This window comes from Methylophilus flavus, assembly GCF_042678905.1.
Lineage (GTDB): Bacteria > Pseudomonadota > Gammaproteobacteria > Burkholderiales > Methylophilaceae > Methylophilus > Methylophilus flavus.
This window is the reverse complement of record NZ_JBHTLN010000001.1, coordinates 448,118-468,067: the sequence shown is the minus strand read 5'-3', so window position 1 is coordinate 468,067 and position 19,950 is coordinate 448,118. Positions and strand designations below refer to the sequence as shown.

Below are 19,950 nucleotides of genomic sequence, written 5' to 3'. Positions count from 1 at the left end.
GTCTGTCATTTTAATGCCGCCTCAAAGTGTTGAATGGCAGCCAGTGCACTCACGACACCATCCTCATGAAAACCATTTTTCCAGTATGCACCTGCAAAACCGGTACGGTTTTGGCCACTAATCTCGGCATGCCTTAACTGCGCTTGCGCTCCCGCCAGGGTAAACAACGGATGGCGGTAGTGCAGTTTCTTGATGACTCTGGCCGGGTCAATCGGTTGCGTATAATTGAGGGTAACCAGCAAGGGTTCCGCAGAGCGTATGCCTTGCAGAATATTCATATTGTAGGTGACTTGCACCTTGCCGGTAGCCTGGGCGGTGACATGGTAGTTCCAGGCTGCCCAAGCCAGTTTCCGCCTGGGCATCAAGCTCGCGTCGGTGTGCAGGAATACCGTATTGTCCTGGTAGGGGATGGCACCCAAAACCTCCTGTTCGGTTTCAGTCGCTTCACTGCCAAGAATGCGCAAGGCCTGGTCACTATGGCAGGCAAAAAACACATAATCAAACCGTAGTTGACCTTGTCCAGTGGTAAGCGTAACGCCATCACTGTCTCTATGCACTGATATCACCGGGCTATTCAGGTGAATGCGATTACGGTAACCGGCAGTAAATTTCTCCAGGTAATTTGCCGAGCCGCCTTTAATCGTGCGCCACTGTGGCCGGTCATTAATACTTAACATCCCGTGGTGATGGAAAAAGCGCACGAAGAAGCGGGCAGGGAACTGCAACATTTGCTCGGCATCGGTAGACCAGATGGCAGCGCCCATAGGCACAATATAATCCCGTATAAACTGTGGGGAATAGCCGTTTCGTAATAAATAATCGCCAAGAGTGATTTCATTACCGGGCGCCAGCAATATCAATGCCTGTTTATTAAAGCGCAAAATGTCGCGGATCATGCGGTAAAAGCCAGGCGAGAAAAAGTTTCGCCTTTGCGCGAACAGGCTGTTGATAGAAGTACCGTTATATTCCAGACCGGTGACTTCATTGCGTACGCTAAAGCTCATGTCACTGTCACGCCAGGCAACATCGGCAGCGCGCAGCATGCGCTCAAATTCAGGATAGGTTTTATCGTTAAACACAATAAATCCGGTGTCTACCAGATGGGTTTCACCGGCAATGGTCACCTGGTGGGTATGCGTATGGCCACCGATATAGTCATTGGCTTCAAACACCGTTACCTGATGTTTTTGATGCAGATGGTAGGCAAGCGTATTACCGGCAATACCACTGCCGATGATGGCTATATTCAACGCCATTGTCAGTGCCCCTTACCCGCATGCTGGTTGCGTACTTCTATCGGTACCTGCTTGAGGTTCCAGATCAGGCCCAGTGCAGCCAATAGCTGCAATCCGTAATAAGTGAGATCTACCTCCCACCAGTAAAAACCCTGTCTGACTGTGCCAGGGTAGTGATGGTGGTTGTTATGCCATCCCTCGCCTAATGTAAAAATGGCAATCAGCCAGTTGTTACGGCTTTGGTCGCGGGTGGCATAGCGGCGACTGCCCCAGACATGTGCCAGGGAATTGATGCAAAAAGTCGCGTGGTAAAGCGCAATGGTAGAAACCACAAAGCCCCATACCAGCAGTTGCCAGCCATTGGTGTGTAAACCAGGTGCATATGCGCTCAGTAACTCACCCAGGCCATAGATAGATGCAGCCAGTGCAATCGGTACCAGGCTATCAAACCTGTCCAGCCAGCAAAGCTCGCGGAAGCGTGTAAGCTCGCGTACGCGTTCAAGCTGGGTGTTAAAGTTGGCATGGCTTAGAAACCAGCCCAGATGGCTCCACACAAAGCCATGTTGATGCGGTGAATGAATATCTTGTGGCTGGTCAGCATGCACGTGGTGGCTGCGATGGTGTGACGCCCACCATAATGGCCCGCGTTGTACTGCGGTGGCGCCGATCAAGGCAAAGACGAATTGCCCGGCGCGTGAGGTTTGAAACGTTTTATGGGCAAAATAACGATGATAAAAACCGGTGATGGCGAACATACGCACCAGATACATCATCACGGCAAATATCACCGCAAAAGGACTCCAGCCTACCCAGAACAATGAGATCAGCGCGATATGCAGAAGAACAAATGGCAATACCCGCCACCAGTCTATGCTTTCTGAAGTGGCACTGGCTGGGGCCTGGTAATGCTGATTATCCAGCCAGCCGATTAATCGCCAGAGTAATCCCCAAAAGCGGTGCTGCAAGTTACTTTTTCTCTGAATCACTTGAGTCTCTCATTCACTTAGGGTATTCCCCGGACTTACTGCGTCTAACGCTATCGATTTATATATTTGATATGTATGCGGGTTTTAAAGGGGCTGCTTTAAGGGTGGCTGCACATTCAGGTGAGGAAAAATTTCCAGTTTGCTGATATCGTAGCCCATGGCCTTTATTTTCTCGACATGCGTATCAAACGTTGCCTGGTCCATCGAAGGTTTACGTGACATCAACCAGACATAGTCGCGCTTGTTTCTGGCGATAATGGTGAGTTGCGCATCATCACTGAGGTATGCGATCAGGTATTCGGCCTTGAACGGCCATAAAAATTGCATTTTCCATTCGGCATTGCCGCTATCCGGCACCACAAAACCAGTCGGGTGGTAGGTTTTCAATTTGCCATCGAACCCGCCCTGGTTGAAAGTAAATGTGGTGGCAATGGTGCCATCCGCATTTCTGTCATAGTGCTCGACAGGGTTGTACGGGTCACTTTCCATAAAGGTGGGGATGGCCGCAATCACATACCAGTCACCCATGAAGCGGTCCACATCTACTTGGGCAACAGTCTTGATTGGCGGCAAATTCTGGCAGGCGGTGAGTCCTAAGATTGTCATGATACAAATCACTTTAATTAAATTTTTTAACATATTGATTAAATGAGCCTATAAATAATTTTATAACCTTCAGGCGTCACCGATTCCAGCGCCACCCAGTCTTGCTGCTGGTCATACCAGAGTGTGATGTTCAGCTTGTCTTTGCCTTTGTAACGGCCAGTCAGGTGGTATTGATGCGTAAGGATGTTCTGGCCTTTTACCATAATTGTTTTAGCACCGTCATCGGTCACCGTCACATCCAGGTATTCGGCATTTTGCGGGTTCAGTAACTTCGTTTGCTTGAGGATAGCCGGATTCCAGTAGGCGAACGTCATCGTGCAAGCGGGCAATGCCTGCTTTTCTTCGTTCTTGCCTTCCTGCTTATCAATGACAAACTGCCCCTCTTTTAATTGCCCGCTGACATCGGTGACAGTCTTCTTTTCTACAGTATGTGCTTTCAGGCTACTTAAACATGCACCTTGCCAGGTTTCATCCGCCTGGTGCTGGTATCGGTAAGCATTGATAAACAATATCTTGACCTCAAAATTCGCACGGCTTTGCAACTGCTGGTTGTCGAATGAAAAAGTATGGGTGCCGATTTTCTGTTTATCCAGCCAGACGTCAAAAGACCAGTCTTTTGCTTGCACATTGGAGAGCATGCCAAAGCATAGTGTGATAACTGCCAGCGATCGTTTTTGAATGATGGCTGTTTTAATCATGTGCCTGCCCAGCTTTAGGAATGCCTGGAATAAAAGCATTGGTGTTTTTGATGTATTCAGCATAACCGGGGCGACGGCTGTGTATGGTCTTCTCCATCAGGCTGACACCACTGACTTTCAATAGCAGGCCAGTCATGATGACTGGCGATAACCATACCCAGTGATCGCCGGTCGCGGCGCCAAATAAGGCAAAGCTCCACCAGATCATGCTTTCGCCAAAATAGTTCGGGTGGCGGCTATAACGCCAAAGCCCGGTATTGAGTACTTTGTTTTCATGTCCTGGCTGGCTGCGAAAGCGTGTTAGCTGAATATCTGCCACTACCTCCCAGTAAAATCCGAGCGCAAACAGTAAAGTAGCCACCCAATCAAGCCACTGTAAAGGCGCCTGATCGGTCACTGCGGCGTATAGCGGATAAGAAATCACCCACGCTAATAATGCCTGCAAGCCAAAAATAATATAGACACTTTTAAACCAGAAGTACGGTTCATTATTTTTGCGGATGGTGTCGTAACGATGATCTTCCTTACCCCAGTTGCGCCAGGTGAGAAAAATGCTCAGTCTCAAGGCCCATAACGTCACCAGCGCCAGTACCAGGCAGGCGCGTACTGAAAGATCATAGTAAAAAATAGCACTGATATAAGCTGTGATGGCCATGAACAGGCTCCACATGCTGTCGACATGGCTGTAATGATGGGTGGCAAAGCTCAGCAACCAGCCACTCAGGGCAAACATCAGTATCGCAATCAGTGCATAGGTATAAATCATGTTTGCCTTATATCAGCGGTCTTGTTAAACGTATCTCGTACCCAGAGCAACAGCGGCATGGCGATGGCCCACTCCAGTGCTACCCATACCAGGCTGAAAGTCGGTGAGGGCAGGTGTATCACGCCTAATTGCGCTGCTCCCAGGTAAGCCAAGGGGCCAAAAATGCCGCCTAACACTGCCGCCAGCACAGGTTTGGATTGTAACCAGCGCATGCTGACATTGAGCGTGCTGGCAAAGGCCAGCCATAGCGCAATCATCCAGAACGGGATGTAGTTTACCGAGACGCTGTGATACTCAAAAATAACCCAGCCGTTTAAGTAACCGATCTGATCCAGTATGCATCCCAGCGTAGCCGCTATCAGTAAAGGTAAAGCCTGCTGCCAGCTTTCCACCCACTGCAAATGCACCGCTGTGAATAACAGGACCAACAAGAAGGCTGTTAAACCCAGGCCTGGCTTGGCGGAAAGCACGCACGTCCACCATAACAGCTGGAAAGAAATAAGATTCAATATAATCAATTTGTTAGAGACCATATTCAACTTTAAAGTTTATTTCTTGGCAAACAAATAGTGACTGACCCACCAGGTTTGTCCGTGGTTGTAACCAAACAATTCGGCGCAGGCCATGAAAAAAATGCGCCAGCGTTGACGCCAGAGTTCAGCATCTGCCTTGCCATAAATGGCTTGTAACACCGGCGTCAGCGCCGCATGGTTTTTATCCATATTTGCAAGCCAGGCATTGGCGGTTTTCTCATAGTGGGAGCCGCTCCAGCGCCATTTTTCTATGATTTTTAAGTCATCCTGAAAATACAGTGGTAAATCATCACTGGGCATCATGCCGCCGCTGAAGAAATACTGGCTCATCCAGTCGTCATCTGACTTCACATCGAAGGTATATGCAGCATGTCTATGCACAAAAATATGCTTGAAAAACAGTCCATCTGCTTTCAGCCAACGCGCCACTTTCGCATACAGTACCTGGTAGTTGCGCATATGCTCGAACATTTCGACCGATACAATCCGGTCAAACGTTTGCTCGGTATCGAATACATTCATGTCTGCGGTAATGATATTGAGATTGGACAGCCCGAGAAGGTTGGCTTGTTGCAGGATATATTCACGTTGTGAAGCAGAGTTAGACACACCTGTGATATTGGCATTTGGATAATGACTTGCCATCCACAATGTCAAAGAACCCCAGCCACAACCTAGCTCCAGTATATGCTGACCATCTTGTATCAAGGCATGGGCACAGGTTTGTGACAATGCCAACCGTTCGGCTTCATCCAGTGTTTTTGTCTCTGGTTGCCAGTAACAACTGCTGTATTTGCGATGCGTACCTAAACAATAGTTATAAAAAGCAGCAGGAATTTCGTAATGTTGCGTATTCGCTTTTTCAGGCAAAGGTGCAATGTCTGAGGTTTGCATCTGCTCGATAAAATGAATCAGGGCTGATTGAGCGCTTTCGCAATCTTTTTCTTGAATTTCATCTAATCTTGTTTGGCTGAGTTTTTGTATTCCTTTGCGAATGAATATATCTGGTAGTGAGCCGTTTTCGGCGAGTTTAAGGGCAAAGGAAGCAACTGAACTCATAATGGTTATCGCATTAACTAATTATTGTTATGTCCATCATAAACCGGGTTTAGTTTCATTGAGAGAAATATTTTTATATTGCATTTATTCTGAATAACATCTGGCGGCCGCAAAAATATTTCGCGAACGCATTTCGCATGTATACTCACCTGTATAGTCATTGGATATTATTGATATGAATAAACCTCTCATCCGTCAATTATTTAGTTATTTAAGTCTGGCATCCGTGTCATTGCTACTGGCTTGTACGCAGCTTTCCAAGCCAACTTCTGCCAGTGCAGGCAATACTGACTGGCCAAGTTACGGTTTGAATCTGCAAGCACAACGTTTTTCTCCCTTATCAAATATCAATGAACAGAATGTCAGCCAGCTGCAACCGGCCTGGAACTTCAATACCGGCGTTAAGGCCACTTTTCAGGCCACACCTATTGTCGTCAATGGCGTCATGTATGTCAGCCTGCCGTTTAACCATGTATTGGCTCTAGATGCGGCTACCGGCAAGCAACTTTGGAAATATACGCATGACCGCAAAGCCGACTGGCCTATGTGTTGCGGGCCCGCCAACCGCGGCGTTGCCGTGTCTGAAGGCAGAGTGTTTATCGGTACAGTAGATGCGCGATTAATCGCACTGGATGCCAGCACAGGGAAAAAGCTGTGGGATATTGACGTCGCCGCCAACCAGGTGAATACCGAGCAACAAAATACCCTGAATAGCAGTGATCCCAATAAAACTCGAAAAGTCACGGGCGGCACCGGCGTTGGTATCGCCATGGCGCCTGTGGTTTTTAAAAATAAAGTCATCATCGGCATTACAGGCGTGGGTTATGGATTGCATATTGATAACCCGACCAGCGATGCACCGCTGGGTGCGGTAATCGGGGTGACCGGACGTTATGGCCGCCCAGGCTTCCTGGCCGCATTTGATGTGAGTGACGGCCATCAGGTGTGGCAGTTTGATACCATTCCAGCAAAAGACTGGGAAGGCAAATTCACCACCAAAACGGCGGATGGCAGCTATTTTGAACGTGATATCCCGGCAGAGAAAGCCGCCCTGAAAGAGTATCCGGATGCAGCCATATTTGGTGGCGGTTCAGCCTGGAGCACACCGGCGATCGATGCGGACACAAATACACTTTATTTCGGCACCGGTAACCCATCGCCGCAGATGAACGATGTTTCAAGACCGGGTGACAATCTATATACCGTGTCACTGGTGGCGCTGGATACTGAAACCGGCCAATACAAATGGCACTACCAGCAGGTACCGCACGACTTGTGGGGTTATGATTTAGCCAGCCCGCCAGTATTGTTTCACTATCAGCATCAGGGGAAAACGATTCCGGTCGTCGGGCAAGCCAGTAAAACCGGCTGGTTCTATGTGCACGACCGCGTCACCGGCCAGTTTGTTACCAAATCTGAAGCCTTTGTGCCACAGCATAACCTGTTCAAAAAACCTGGCCCGCAAGGCACAGTGGTTTATCCCGGCATCCTAGGCGGTGCCAACTGGTCACCGGTCAGTGTCGATGAGCGTCAGCACAAAATATTCGTGGCGGCGATGCACAGCCCGATTAAATATACTGTGCACGAAACCGAAGCGAGCAACGGCCGGAAACCGATGCGCTATGCGGCCAGTGAACCGACTGACGATGCACGCTGGGGATTACTGAGTGCCATTGATAGCCAGACCGGCAAAATCGCCTGGCAGCTTAAAACTGAGCAGCCATTGATAGGTGGTGTTTTATCCACTGCCGGAGGATTACTTTTCTGCGGTGAGGGCAATGGCAGGTTCGCTGCCTATGCCAGCCGAACGGGCAAAGCGCTGTGGCACTATCAATCGGCCTATGGCGTCAATGCGCCTCCCATCACATACCAGGTCAATGGCGAACAGTACATCGCGGTGGTGAGCGGCGGAAACTCCCTGTTTGGTTTCAAGCAGGGCGATAGTATCCTGACTTTCAAGCTACCTAAAAATTAAGCTCAGGCATATCCGATGCCAGGTATGCGATGCTAACCCGGTTAGTTGATTTTTAAATAATTATCGAAACAATTAATTTAAGTAAAAATAGTAATTGACATGTAAAACGCGTGCGAATAAATTAGCACAAATGTATTTGAAAAAGCATTGGTTTAAGCACCGGACAGTTAGTGCAGTACGATGCTTGATTGTTTATTTAAATCAAAAACTTATGAATTGTCTTAATCGGTGAACGTTAACCAGGCATTATCGTCAAAGATCAATTAAAAGCCATATTGATCTTTGATGTTAAAAACAAGACGGGAATCGCAATGCTTAGTGGGGTCCAACCGGGGTGAATACCAAACGCAAGGAACGATGGGCTTTGGAATCCGTAATTATTTATGGATTCATCAGCTTTTTTGCGCTGTTAGTGATCCTCGGTATCACCAGTATCATTTACCTGCAACGCTTTTCCGAGAACAATCGCTGGGTCACCCACACCAATGAAGTCATCTCCAAACTGGATAGAGGCTTAGGCCTTTTTAACCAGCTGGAAGTCTCCCAGCGCGGCTTCCTGCTAACGGGAGACAGCAGTTCTATCAACCGCCGCGACATCGCGCTGGCTGAATTGCAAAAAGACATTACCGAGCTCGCGGTACTTACCAAAGATAACAGCTTCCAGCAGAAGCAGATCACGTTACTGAGGCGTCTGGTTGAAAAGCGGTTGATTTATTTCAACCAGATTGTCGATCTGGCCCGCACCACTTCAGTTGACCAGCTAAAAGAAATCCTGCGTAAGGACTCCATCCGTCGTGAAGACATGCTTGAAATCCGCAGTGTATTCAGCGCCATGTCGCTGGAAGAGCAGAACCTGCTGGCGGACCGCACCCTGTCAGAACAGGACCATGCCAAGGACCTGCTGACGCTGTTCACGGTCATGTCTATTGCGATTCTTATCTTTTTTCCGCTGCTGATCTGGCGCATACAGCGTGACCTCAAAATCCGCAAGCAAGCCTCGTCTGAACAAAAACGGCTCACAGATATCCTGGATGCATCGCCTGACCTGATCGCCAATGCCAATCTGCAGGGTGATTATTTCTACCTGAACAGAGGAGGGCGCAAGCTGCTGGGGATAGGCGAAGATGAAGATATCAATTCACAGCCTGTTTCACGCATGCGTCCTGCCTGGGCGATTGAGTTGATACACAACAAAGCAATCCCCGGCGCATTGAGCAGCGGGATGTGGAGTGGTGAAACTGCTTTTATTTCCCGCGGCGGAACCACGATTCCGGTCTCTCAGGTGGTGGTGGTACATAAGGATGCGAATGGCGTTCCGTCGCATTTATCGACGGTTGCGCGTGACGTGAGTGACTTCAAGAAAATTGCACATGACCTTAAACATGCAGCGATTTACGATCAAACCCACAGTGAAGTGCTCAGGCTATTTAATGCCAATTATGACCGCTCCAGCATTCTGCCCGGCATGCTGGAAATTCTGGCGCGGAATCATGCTTTTCCTGTGTCTGCGATTTATACCTATGACGAGTGGAGCGGACTGTACCGCCTGGAAAGCTCGCATGCGGCACCGACGGATATCCTGCCTGAATTCAAACTCGGGCATGGGGTGATAGGCGAAGCAATCCAGAAAAACCAGACCTTGCTGCTGCGCGATGTAGAAGAATTTCCTTCATTGACGATAGAAGCGGGATTGCTTTCCATCAAGCCGGCAGGCATTTTTATCTGTCCGGTCAGTTACCAGGAAAAACCGTTGGCGGTATTGGTGCTGGCGGCAAGCCAGCCGGTTACTGACCGTGACCAGGTTTTTATTGAACGTCTTTCGGCGCAACTGGGTGTCGCGCTGCACAACATCCAGCAATATGGTGATCTCAAGCTGCTGGCCGAACAGCTACACCTGCGCAGTGAAGAAATCGGCCTGAAAAACGCGCAGTTGCTGGAAGCAGATAAGATGAAATCCGAATTCCTGGCGACCATGTCACATGAGTTGCGCACACCGTTGAATGCGATTATCGGATTCTCGGAGATACTGCGCGATGGTCTGATAGGGCCTCTGGAGGATAAGCAGAAAGTCTATATCAATGATATTTTTGAGAGCGGCCAGCACCTGCTTTCACTGATTAATGATGTGCTCGATTTATCTAAAATCGAAGCCGGCCGCATGGAACTGGAAGGGGAGGTGATTGATGTGCAGGGCCTGCTACAAAACAGCTTGTCTATCATCAAGGAAAAAGCCTCTGCCCAGCATATTAAACTGCAATCAGACTTGTCTGAAACGCTGGGCAATGCCTGGCTGGATGCGCGCAAGGTCAAGCAGATCGTGTATAACCTGCTATCCAATGCCGTCAAATTCACACCGGAAGGCGGGCAGGTGACTTTGCAGGCCAGCCTGGTGACGCGTGACCAGGTACTGGAAAAGACAAGGGATATCCCTGCCAACCATTATTCGGTGATAGGCAACGCAGAACAATTCATCCAGCTATCAGTGACTGACACCGGAATAGGCATTGATGCGCAAGACATCCATCGCCTGTTCCAGCCTTTCGTACAGGTGGAAAGCACGCTTTCACGCCGTTTTGAAGGCACTGGCCTGGGCCTGGCGCTGGTGCGCAAGCTGGCCGAACTGCATAGTGGCGCAGTCGCCGTGCAAAGCACTCCCGGCAAGGGAAGTACTTTCACGGTGTGGTTACAGTACAAAACCAATCTGATTGATGCAGCGCTGGCGAATGTGCCGGACGGGGAGAGTATCCGGCGCCTGGTGCAGACCGATTCCCCGCATGTACTGGTACTGGAAGACGATGACCGCGCCGCTGACCTGATCAGGCTGCAGCTGGAGTCTGACAACTGTCGCGTCACACGAGCCGCCACTGCCGAAATTGCGCTTGCAATATTGGCTGACGGCAACCCGCCTGATCTGATTACCCTGGATATCCTGCTTCCCGGCATGGATGGCTGGGAGTTCCTGACCAAGTTAAAAACCGATGCCAAGCTAGCCCACATTCCGGTAGTGATTCTTTCTATCATGGCAGATAGTAACCGCGGCTTATCGCTGGGCGCTGCCCAGGTATTACAAAAGCCGGTCTCTGCCGACGATTTGCAAACAGCACTCGCCAAACTTGGTTTTACAAAACCCTCTAACAATCAGCCTGGCGCCAGGGTATTAGTCGTTGACGATGACCCCAAAGCGGTTGAAATTATTTCCTCTTATCTGGAACATACCAAGCATACGGTGCTGCGTGCATATGGCGGTAGTGAGGCCACGAATATTGCGAAAATGCAGCAGCCAGACCTGATCGTGCTGGACCTGATGATGCCTGAAATCAACGGTTTTGAAGTGGTGGAGGAACTGAAAAAAGACAAACGTACGGCAGGCATCCCCATCATTATCGTCACTTCCAAATTCCTGACACCTCCGGAACAGCAGGTATTGAAAGGGCATGTACTGGCTGTGCTAGAGAAATCCGAATTCAATCATGGCAACTTCCTGAGTGAAGTCCATCGTGCGCTGGCCGGTAAGAAAAAAACCGTGCCTAAAGCGAAGGCGTAGGTCAGCCATGGCAAAAGTACTGGTAGTGGAAGACAACCCGACCAATATGAAGCTGGCGCAATTGCTGCTGGAAACATCAGGCCATGAGGTGCTGCAAGCCGTGAATGCACTGGACGGACTGGACATTGCGCGTAACGAATTGCCTGAAGTGATCCTGATGGATATCCAGTTGCCGGGCATGGATGGCTTGACAGCCGCACGCATACTAAAGGAAGAGAGTAAAACCAGTCATATCAAGATCATCGCGCTCACCGCATTTGCCATGAAAGGCGACGAAGAGAAAATGCGTCAGGCAGGCTGCGATGGCTATATAGCCAAGCCTATCCGCTATAAAGAGTTTCTGGAAACAGTTGATGGCTTACTTTAAAACAACACGATTCCACTTAAAAACAGATCTGCGCATAAAAACAATGCTGGCGAGAGGGTTGATACTATGGACATGAAAGTCACGCGCAAAACCATTCTCATTGTCGATGATGAAGAGAATAACCGTACCTACCTAGATACGCTGCTGACCTCGGAAGGCTACGCTACCATCCTGGCGCAGGATGGCAAAATGGCGCTGGAGCTGATTCAGGAACATCAACCTGACCTTATCCTGCTTGACGCCATGATGCCGGTACTCAATGGCTTTGAGCTGGCCGCACAGCTGAAAAACAATGAGGCGACTAAAGTGATCCCTATCATTATGATCACCGCACTCATAGACCGTAATTCAAGAATGCGGGCATTGCAATGCGGGGTTGAAGAATTTGTCACCAAACCTGTAGACCGGGCCGAACTATGGATTCGGGTACGTAACCTGCTACGCCTGAAAGAATACAACGACTTTCTCACCAACTACAGCCGTACGCTGGAAGTGCAGGTAGAAGAACGCACCGAGCAATTGCTGACGAGCTATTTTGATTCTATGTTCAGTATCCTGCGCGCAGCCGAGTTCCGCGATAAGGAAACTGGCGATCATATTCACCGCATTGCTTTTTTCTGTAAGGAGTTGTCAACTGAACTAGGCATGAGCCCTGATTTTGTTGACACTATTTACCATGCAAGCCCGCTACATGATGTGGGGAAAATAGGCATTCCCGACTATATCCTGCTTAAACCTGGCCCGCACACGCCGGACGAATGGGAAATCATGAAAACGCATGCTGCATTGGGCCACAGTATTCTTGGCAACGGCAAAAGTACTTCGCCGTTTACCACCATGGGGGCTGAAATCGCGTTGAATCACCACGAACGCTGGAATGGCACCGGCTACCCTAATGGAATCAAAGGTGAAGCAATCCCGTTATCGGCAAGAATTATGATCATTAGTGACGTATATGATGCTTTACGCAGCAAGCGGCCCTACAAAACGGCGCTGTCACATGAACAGACATTACATATCATACTGAAGGGTGACGGACGGACACGGCCTGAACATTTCGATCCTATGCTGCTCAGCACATTTGCAAAACTGGCTGAGCGTTTCAGGGAAATTTATGAAGAACATGCTGACTTGCCGGAATAATCCATCTGGTCTTGTCTTGCACCAGGCCCAGTAGTAAGAATAGGGCGCTGATAGTCATAGTCATTAGTTTCTCTTGGTGTCCATTACCAGAGTGGTCACACGTTCGCTATCGATAAACACGATACAGCTTAATTCAGCCGTTTTTGGCCCGGTTGGCCTAGAGTTGCAACTGCTGGAAACCCGCTTGTCCTGATAACTGGTTCCAGGCAATTCGCCAAATCCGGTCCGGTCCAGTTTGCCGGTGATATGCAGCACATCATCAAAGTAAATAAACACAGTACTTTTGACGCTTTTTCCCAAAATACCCCTCGTAAGTACCTGATCAACTTTGCCGGTAATCTGCGCAGGTTTTTTGAGATGGCTGGAACGATCTTGCGGATGTGCAGTAATGTGACTGTGATGTGTAGTGCAAGCTGCAACAAACAAGAAAGTAATGCACACATAAACATTTTTCATCTTGAGCACCTTGTGACATGGACGTATCTAGATAGTAACTCAAAGATGACCCCAAGGGGGTATTGGGGCGCCAGCCCCAGGACGCAGACCAAATCAATCTTGATTCGAAGAGCTGGGAAACATTCGGAGCACCGTCGCCGCTAACGAATTATTAACGCTCTTTAAAAACTGTTTTTTCTTGTATTTAAATACCCACTTATATATTATGGGTATATGTTTTATATCATTCAATCTCAAGATACCCTTGCTTATATGCATTCGATTCCATCGGATGCGACGCATATTGTTGAATGGACGTATGACATGCCAGAAGCTATAAATTTTATTAATATAGAATCGTGTTTATATGTAGCATCTATTATTGAAATAGCTGTGAACCCAGTCATTCTTTGTATACGCAAAGTTGATTCAACAATCTGGTGTGTTTGCGACTGTAAAGGTCCCTTATGTAAATAGAGCACCTTTTAGGTGCTCTATTTTTATCTATATCTAACCCTTGTTAATTACTTTATTAACAATCTGCATTTCCTAGTGCGAAAAGCTGAAAGCGTGCACCGCGGACGGCTGGTCGATACGTCTGGCGGCTATAGCCGATTACGGACGTTATACAACAGAAAGATATAAAAATGGAATCTGACAAGATATTGGACGTTGGCAAAACTTACTATGTTGCTTACGACGTGGGCTGGTACGGTGACGTAAATTATGCAGAGCGTGCTAAATGCATTAAGAAAACTCCAAAGTCATACCGTATGGAGCTGGCAAATGGAAAAACCTTCCTAGTTGGTAAAGATTCCATTAGAGAGCTCAGAGAGTTATAAAGATTTTTAGATTTACAAAGATATGGGATTTGACAGCAGCAAATATGTCGAGCTCCCATAATGGGCGATTGACCTGAAATACCTGTATTGGGTGATTCGGGTTGAGGGCCGTATTGAGGCTAAACGCAGAAGGTAATACAGGAAGGTCGAGAAGGAAAAATTACGCTTGGCCGAGGCCGGAGTGTCACAAATAAAAATAATTGTCTGAACCTGATATAAAGCTGTCTTTTTCCTTCCTGTTCTATTTAACATAATATACATTATGCGAATAATAAGATGGGAGGCATATCTGTGAAATACATTGGTAATAATACAAAAAGTTAATGAGTTTTTATGGCATTAATTCGACATTTATTATCGTGTAAACGGTGTAGCATCACAAAACTACATTGGGAGATGCCAAATGCAGTTGTTACCCACAACAGACATGATGAAAAAAATCTCAGAGTCGTGGTCATTCGTGAGCGGCACAGCTTTTCAGTTTAAGGAAAGCACACATCGTTCCACAGTCGATGATCATGAAAACTTGATGGCAGTTATTTTGCCTATGTATATCGATAGCCTTCCGCAAGCGGAATCTATCGCTATCGGCTTGATCCTGGATAACGACGAAGCGATCAAAGTCGCTTCACATATGTTTGGCCTGACGCCAGAAACGCTATCAGCCGCTGATATTCAGGATGCGAAAAAAGAAACCTGCAACATCCTGGGTGGCAGTTTGATTGTGGATCAAAATAGCAAATTAGGCCTGCCTCAGGAGATTCCATTACACGAATTTCTTGATCTGCAAAAAAATGCGACATTCAGCTTGTTGTTTGTCAGCGATAAACCAAACGAAGACTTGGTGAATTTAATGATCTTCGACGTAGATAACAAATCTTCTGGGGAATTTTTATCATGAGTGCAATAGATGGTGTTGCCAAGTTTCTGGTTGTTGATGACAGCCGCGCGATACAAAGCATTATTAAAAGGGTGATTGAATCCTGTAACTACCCAAAGCTGGAAATCCGCAGTGCCAGTGATGCTGAAGTTGCGATGGATATCCTTGAAAAATACAAACCGGATTTGATCATTACTGACTGGCATATGCCCAAAATCTCCGGACTGGAATTTTGCCAGCACGTATGTCAAACCTATGGCAATCGCATTCCAATCGGGTTTGTGACTACTGAAGCCAGCATGGAAAAGATCGAGTCCGCCTATAAAAGCGGGGCGAAATTTGTGATTAACAAACCGTTCCAGGATGTTGATTTAAAAACATATTTGACACGTTTTGTCCCCCTGCCCTCAAATGAACCAACCACCAGTCAAGTGAATGACGACCTGGCCAGTGTCATGACAACCCTTGCAGCTATGTTCAAGGGACAAGCGTTCACGCTCGAGCCCTGCCCTGAATTGAAACTGGCTGATTACAGTGAAAATAACCTGATCGGCTTGTTTGGTGAAAACGGGAAAACCCCGCCGGTGAATGCGCTCGCCATTATGGAAATGGGTGCAGTAGGAATACTGTGGGCACTCAATAACGACCAGCCGGCCATGGCGCCTTCATTTCTCAAGAATGGTAATGCTTCTAACGATCAACTGGACGAAGCACGTAAGTTTATGGACGAGTTTGGGGCTGGCATGTCTATCGGTAACAAAAATGGTCCGTTTAAACTGGCACGCTCTAGCATTGTCACCCGGCAATTCCCACGTCTTGAAATGTCATTAAAGACAAATGTAGGCCGTGCCGATTATAAGTTAAGTGTCCCAGGTGTCGGTGTAGGTTATATCACCTATCTCAAATTGATCTAGAGGTATTTTTATGGCTTATAGCTTCAATGAGGTGTTTGGTAGTGTGGCTCTGTTAATTAGCTGTGGCGCCGCCATTTTGCTGGTCAGACTGTTATTAAATAACACGACGCAGCAGGAAAAATTTTTCAATTCACTGGGAAGATGCCACACCGAATTGCAGACCTCTTCCAAAAATCTTGAAACACTATGCACGATACTCGATCGCCGATTTTCCAATATGGAAGAAAACTCAAGGCAAACAGATCCCTTAGTAATCAATACATTGCAGAGGTTTGATAAAGTATCAAAAGAAATTCAGGAGCGCCTGGATGAAATTCTGCTCCCTAATTTTTCAGGCGGATCCAATCAACAGGCAAATGATGCACAAAATGAAGCTGTGCTGAGTGAAGCAGTGGTGAACGAAATAAGCAAACTGCAAAGCAGTATGGCGGAGATCGCTGACCAGTTGCGTAAAAGTAACTATCTCTCCATGGATGAAAATGCCGAGATGGCCGCCATGCGCAAACGCATAGAGAGCTATCAATCGATGGTGATGAAAGCACGTTCAGAAGCCAAAGATTCCGAAACAGTGATGTCTGAACTTCGGCTTGAAATTAAACAGTTACAGATTGCCAAGAAACCCAATCCGGTTGAAGCTAATATAGAAAATCAACAGTTACAGGATCAGCTGAAGAAAATGGAACTTGAGAAAAAAGTGCTGGAAGACAAAATAAAAGTGCTGGACAATGAGATGCAGCGCAACAATATTGAAAAGAAATTTATCGAAGACCGTTTTATCGAGCTTTCATAAACACTAGCTTTAGTTGACCACACTGTCGTGGTCAGTTTTGTTTCATTTCAATAAAGGCTTTTTTCTTTCAATCTGTTTCAATTTGTTTGAGGCAATCAATTGCTGGCGTTGTGATTCTTTTAATTGCCCTTTGATCATGCCCACATTTTCCCGCAACTCATTGACCAGCTTTTGATTTTTTGCAGACTGACTTTTAGTGACGGCATGTTCTTTTAGCAACGCTTTTTTCAACTCACTGATTTCAGCTTCAAGCTTGTATGCCCGCTGTCGCTCCCTGTCTACTTCAACAAACGACTTCGCTTCGAGTTTCCTGAATTTGTCTTCAGAAAGTTTCAAGGCAGCATGCAGTTTATTCAGTTCTGCAGAAAACTCGTTATTAATACTCTTGAGTGAACCTTCCAGCGATGACTTCTCATTTTGTAAGGTCTTGACTGTTTCTTTCTGCGTAGCGGAAACCTGGTGATCAATAAGAAATCTTTTTTCGCCGTCCTGCAGTTGTTTTCTGATCATCACCAGCTCTGAGTGCTGCTCGATATTCAGGGCTTCCAGTTTTTTAAGCTGTGCTTTATAGCTCTCTAACTCAAGCTTATTGCTACTTTCCAGGCTATTAGCAGCTGAATGTTTTTCTTTCACATTCTGTTTCGCAATCTCCATCGCTGACTTCCACAAAGTACTCAGTGCTTCGCCAGCAAACTCGCGCAAAGTATCTGGCAAACCGGAATGCTCAATATCCACCCTGTTTTTGAGCCTCAGCTCGTTCCAGAAATTATTGACCGCTTGTGACGGCGTGGACATGGTTCCCTTGCGCACAAGCTGGTACAGCTTGTTTGCGGTAGGTTGTATGCCATAGCGGAAAAACATCACCCTGCATACTTCTCTGTATAAATCTTTTACTTGCGGAAATTGCGTTCGCAGGACTTCAACATCCTGGATTAACTTGGTTTCATTAATGTGCGTGGGGGTCATGTCTCGGGCCATCTAAATTACTTTATTTGTTTTGTGACAAAAACATGCGCTAAATAGTTTGCAGAATATTTCGCCCTGACTCATTTGCAGACTTTAAAAATACATACCCATGCATGATATTTGCATCATTTGATTGCCACGGCAACCTATTGATTTAAATTGGTATTTTTCATCATTAATCCACTTTTCTGTGCAGTAAATGACAAAAAAAAGGAATTATTTTTAACATGTTTTAGCCGGATGTTAATATTTTAATTACAGATTAATCTGCAGTTTTGGAGGGGGCTCATGAAAAATAAAATCAAAATAAAAAAATTGCATACGCAATGTTTATTAAACTGGAGTTTAAAGGTAGGAGATCAATTAGGTACGCTAAGCAAACCCAAAGCAATCAAGCTAGCTAATGTGAAACCAGCGGTTTTCCAGCGCTGGGTGTCGGGTAAGATGGTCGCACCAAGTTGTAAGCTGAGTCGCATAAAACATCATGCATTCGCTACTTTTAGAATAAGGCATCGAAAAAAATTAAACCAGTGTATGGCTGTAGACTTAGATGAAGAAGTGATCAAAGCGCAATTTCTATGGAAGAATATGATCTTTGATCAATTAAGCATGGCAGCCAAGCGCAGGTTTTTTTACCGGTTTAAAAAAAGTGTATCGTTAGCTTTTAATGTTAAAAAGCCACTCAGCAATGAGTGGCTTTTTTATCCTTGATGGCTCAGGAAAAGACTTGGATGGGAAGGCTGGCATTTAAGCAAACTTTCATATCTTTTCCAAACAAAAAAACAGACATAAAAAAGCCAGCATCGCTAAATGCTGGCCTATTATTCACGCTCACAATACTAATTAAATCAATAAGCTATTTTCATTTTTGCTACTTTAAATTGGTGGAGCTGGGGGGAATCGAACCCCCGTCCGCAAGCCCTCCACAGACAGTTCTACATACTTAGCTGTGTTGTTTATATTTAACCGTACACTCACCAACGAGCAAGCAAGGGTAAAGCGAGTTGCCTTGGATTTAATGCGTGATTAAGCAACCCAACCACACACGATTCTCTCTAAATGACGCTGCTGCCGGTTACCCGGCCCGACCGAGAGACTCTTCGGGGCAGCGTTCAGCCGGGATTAAGCGGCTAAAGCGTAAGTTTCGTCGTTTGCGACTATACTTTTTCAGATGGATTTACGAGGGAACCTGAATCCTCGGTATGCCCTGCACTGCTTTGCAACCCACGTCGAAACCTGGTCAGCCCCAATGCAAGCTAGCAAGTATACGCCTGAAACCCATACTAGCCAAACTTCAGGCGCAGTTATATGACATGATACAATTCGCGAATGTTCAAGAAAATTGTGATCTTTGGCGTGGGATTGATAGGCGGCTCAGTCGCCCTGGCGCTGAAAAAATTACCCAATCCACCACAGATCGTCGGCGTTGGCCGTTCAGAGCTAAGCCTGCAGGAAGCATTAACTTTAGGGCTCATTGATCATGCCGAAACGGATATCGCAAGCGCATTACAGAATGCAGATTTAGTATTGATTGCCGCCCCAGTGGCGCAAACGCCAGCCATTTTAAAAGCTATCCGCCCTCATCTATCCGCACAAACGGTGATCACCGATGCTGGCAGTACAAAATCTGATGTCATGGCCTACGCCCAGGCTGAACTGGGTCAACAGTTTAATCAGTTTGTGGGTGGGCACCCGATTGCCGGAGCCGAAAAAAGCGGCCCAGGTGCGGCAATGGCAGATTTGTATGTCGGCAAGAATGTGATTCTGACGCCAGCTGCGGTGACCGGTCCTGAAGCTGTACAAAAAGTAGCAACCTTGTGGCATCACTGTGGTGCACTTGTATCCAATATGCGTCCCGAAGAGCATGACAGTGTGTTTGCAGCGGTGAGTCATTTGCCGCATCTGCTGGCCTTTGCGCTGGTTGAAGATCTGGCCAAGCGTAACAATGCAGAATTACTGTTCAAGTTTGCTGCCAGCGGCTTCCGTGACTTTACCCGTATTGCAGGCAGCCATCCTGAAATGTGGCGCGATATTGCGTTGGCTAACAAACAGGCTTTATTGCAGGAGCTGAACATGTATCAGCAGGCAGTTTCAGAAATGACCGCATTGCTGGAAAATAATGACGATAAAGGCCTGTTTGACTTGTTTGAACACGCCAGCGAAGCCCGCAATGCCTGGGCAAAATCTAAAACTCAATAAGTAAACTCAACA

General features: G+C 47.0%; 19 protein-coding genes and 1 other RNA gene. 10 read left to right on the top strand and 10 right to left on the bottom strand.

The genetic code is table 11. The annotated features are described in order from the left end of the window. Positions 1-5: 5 nt before the first annotated feature. The 7 genes from ACFQ2T_RS02210 to ACFQ2T_RS02180 form a co-directional block, all read right to left on the bottom strand. Positions 6-1,250, bottom strand: coding sequence for an NAD(P)/FAD-dependent oxidoreductase (locus tag ACFQ2T_RS02210; RefSeq protein ID WP_379033867.1), 1,245 nt, complete (start codon positions 1,248-1,250; stop codon positions 6-8). An 8-nt stretch (positions 1,251-1,258) separates the two neighbouring features. Next, a complete protein-coding gene (locus tag ACFQ2T_RS02205; RefSeq protein WP_379029884.1) occupies positions 1,259-2,200 on the bottom strand; it encodes an acyl-CoA desaturase in 942 nt (313 codons plus the stop codon). Between the two features lie 105 nt (positions 2,201-2,305). Continuing rightward, positions 2,306-2,827: a lipocalin family protein gene (locus ACFQ2T_RS02200; protein WP_379029882.1), complete on the bottom strand. Its 522-nt coding sequence runs from the start codon at positions 2,825-2,827 to the stop codon at positions 2,306-2,308. Between the two features lie 38 nt (positions 2,828-2,865). After that, on the bottom strand, positions 2,866-3,525 hold the full coding sequence (locus tag ACFQ2T_RS02195; RefSeq protein WP_379029880.1) for a DUF6134 family protein: 660 nt from the start codon (positions 3,523-3,525) through the stop codon (positions 2,866-2,868). Continuing rightward, entirely contained in the window at positions 3,518-4,291 is a 774-nt protein-coding gene (locus tag ACFQ2T_RS02190; protein ID WP_379029878.1) for a DUF1295 domain-containing protein, read from the bottom strand. The genes ACFQ2T_RS02195 and ACFQ2T_RS02190 overlap by 8 nt, the downstream gene beginning before the upstream one ends. Further along, positions 4,288-4,824: a DUF2878 domain-containing protein gene (locus tag ACFQ2T_RS02185; protein WP_379029875.1), complete on the bottom strand. Its 537-nt coding sequence runs from the start codon at positions 4,822-4,824 to the stop codon at positions 4,288-4,290. The genes ACFQ2T_RS02190 and ACFQ2T_RS02185 overlap by 4 nt, the downstream gene beginning before the upstream one ends. A 15-nt stretch (positions 4,825-4,839) precedes the next feature. Then, positions 4,840-5,883, bottom strand: a complete 1,044-nt coding sequence (locus ACFQ2T_RS02180; protein ID WP_379029872.1) for an SAM-dependent methyltransferase — start codon at positions 5,881-5,883, stop codon at positions 4,840-4,842. A 175-nt stretch (positions 5,884-6,058) separates the two neighbouring features. Here ACFQ2T_RS02180 and ACFQ2T_RS02175 point away from each other — a divergent pair, with 175 nt between their 5' ends. The 4 genes from ACFQ2T_RS02175 (at position 6,059) to ACFQ2T_RS02160 (ending at position 12,912) form a co-directional block, all read left to right on the top strand. Beyond that, entirely contained in the window at positions 6,059-7,858 is a 1,800-nt protein-coding gene (locus ACFQ2T_RS02175) for a pyrroloquinoline quinone-dependent dehydrogenase (protein ID WP_379029870.1), read from the top strand. Positions 7,859-8,222: 364 nt separating this feature from the next. Continuing rightward, positions 8,223-11,402, top strand: a complete 3,180-nt coding sequence (locus tag ACFQ2T_RS02170; protein WP_379029866.1) for a response regulator — start codon at positions 8,223-8,225, stop codon at positions 11,400-11,402. Between the two features lie 7 nt (positions 11,403-11,409). Next, positions 11,410-11,769, top strand: coding sequence for a response regulator (locus tag ACFQ2T_RS02165; protein WP_379029863.1), 360 nt, complete (start codon positions 11,410-11,412; stop codon positions 11,767-11,769). Between the two features lie 66 nt (positions 11,770-11,835). Further along, on the top strand, positions 11,836-12,912 hold the full coding sequence (locus tag ACFQ2T_RS02160; RefSeq protein WP_379029860.1) for a response regulator: 1,077 nt from the start codon (positions 11,836-11,838) through the stop codon (positions 12,910-12,912). A gap of 63 nt (positions 12,913-12,975) precedes the next feature. Here ACFQ2T_RS02160 and ACFQ2T_RS02155 read toward each other — a convergent pair whose 3' ends face one another. Next, positions 12,976-13,368, bottom strand: coding sequence for a hypothetical protein (locus tag ACFQ2T_RS02155; RefSeq protein WP_379029858.1), 393 nt, complete (start codon positions 13,366-13,368; stop codon positions 12,976-12,978). Between the two features lie 626 nt (positions 13,369-13,994). On the opposite strand from ACFQ2T_RS02155, the gene ACFQ2T_RS02150 reads away from it, so the two are divergent. The 4 genes from ACFQ2T_RS02150 to ACFQ2T_RS02135 all read left to right on the top strand — a co-directional run bounded on the left by ACFQ2T_RS02150 (position 13,995) and on the right by ACFQ2T_RS02135 (position 16,773). After that, positions 13,995-14,189, top strand: coding sequence for a hypothetical protein (locus ACFQ2T_RS02150; protein ID WP_379029855.1), 195 nt, complete (start codon positions 13,995-13,997; stop codon positions 14,187-14,189). A gap of 403 nt (positions 14,190-14,592) precedes the next feature. Further along, complete coding sequence (locus ACFQ2T_RS02145) at positions 14,593-15,090, top strand: hypothetical protein (RefSeq protein ID WP_379029852.1); 498 nt, start codon at positions 14,593-14,595, stop codon at positions 15,088-15,090. Then, positions 15,087-15,983, top strand: coding sequence for a response regulator (locus ACFQ2T_RS02140; protein WP_379029849.1), 897 nt, complete (start codon positions 15,087-15,089; stop codon positions 15,981-15,983). The genes ACFQ2T_RS02145 and ACFQ2T_RS02140 overlap by 4 nt, the downstream gene beginning before the upstream one ends. A gap of 10 nt (positions 15,984-15,993) precedes the next feature. After that, on the top strand, positions 15,994-16,773 hold the full coding sequence (locus tag ACFQ2T_RS02135; RefSeq protein ID WP_379029846.1) for a hypothetical protein: 780 nt from the start codon (positions 15,994-15,996) through the stop codon (positions 16,771-16,773). 42 nt (positions 16,774-16,815) lie between these two features. Here the strand turns inward: ACFQ2T_RS02135 and ACFQ2T_RS02130 are convergent, their stop codons facing one another. Next, on the bottom strand, positions 16,816-17,739 hold the full coding sequence (locus ACFQ2T_RS02130; RefSeq protein WP_379029843.1) for a DNA-binding protein: 924 nt from the start codon (positions 17,737-17,739) through the stop codon (positions 16,816-16,818). A gap of 288 nt (positions 17,740-18,027) precedes the next feature. On the opposite strand from ACFQ2T_RS02130, the gene ACFQ2T_RS02125 reads away from it, so the two are divergent. Then, positions 18,028-18,450, top strand: a complete 423-nt coding sequence (locus ACFQ2T_RS02125; protein ID WP_379029840.1) for a hypothetical protein — start codon at positions 18,028-18,030, stop codon at positions 18,448-18,450. A 171-nt stretch (positions 18,451-18,621) separates the two neighbouring features. Here the strand turns inward: ACFQ2T_RS02125 and ssrA are convergent. Next, positions 18,622-18,987, bottom strand: a transfer-messenger RNA (tmRNA) gene (ssrA, locus tag ACFQ2T_RS02120). Between the two features lie 81 nt (positions 18,988-19,068). Between ssrA and ACFQ2T_RS02115 the strand changes: the two genes are divergently transcribed. After that, on the top strand, positions 19,069-19,938 hold the full coding sequence (locus ACFQ2T_RS02115) for a prephenate dehydrogenase (RefSeq protein ID WP_379029837.1): 870 nt from the start codon (positions 19,069-19,071) through the stop codon (positions 19,936-19,938). Positions 19,939-19,950: the final 12 nt, after the last annotated feature.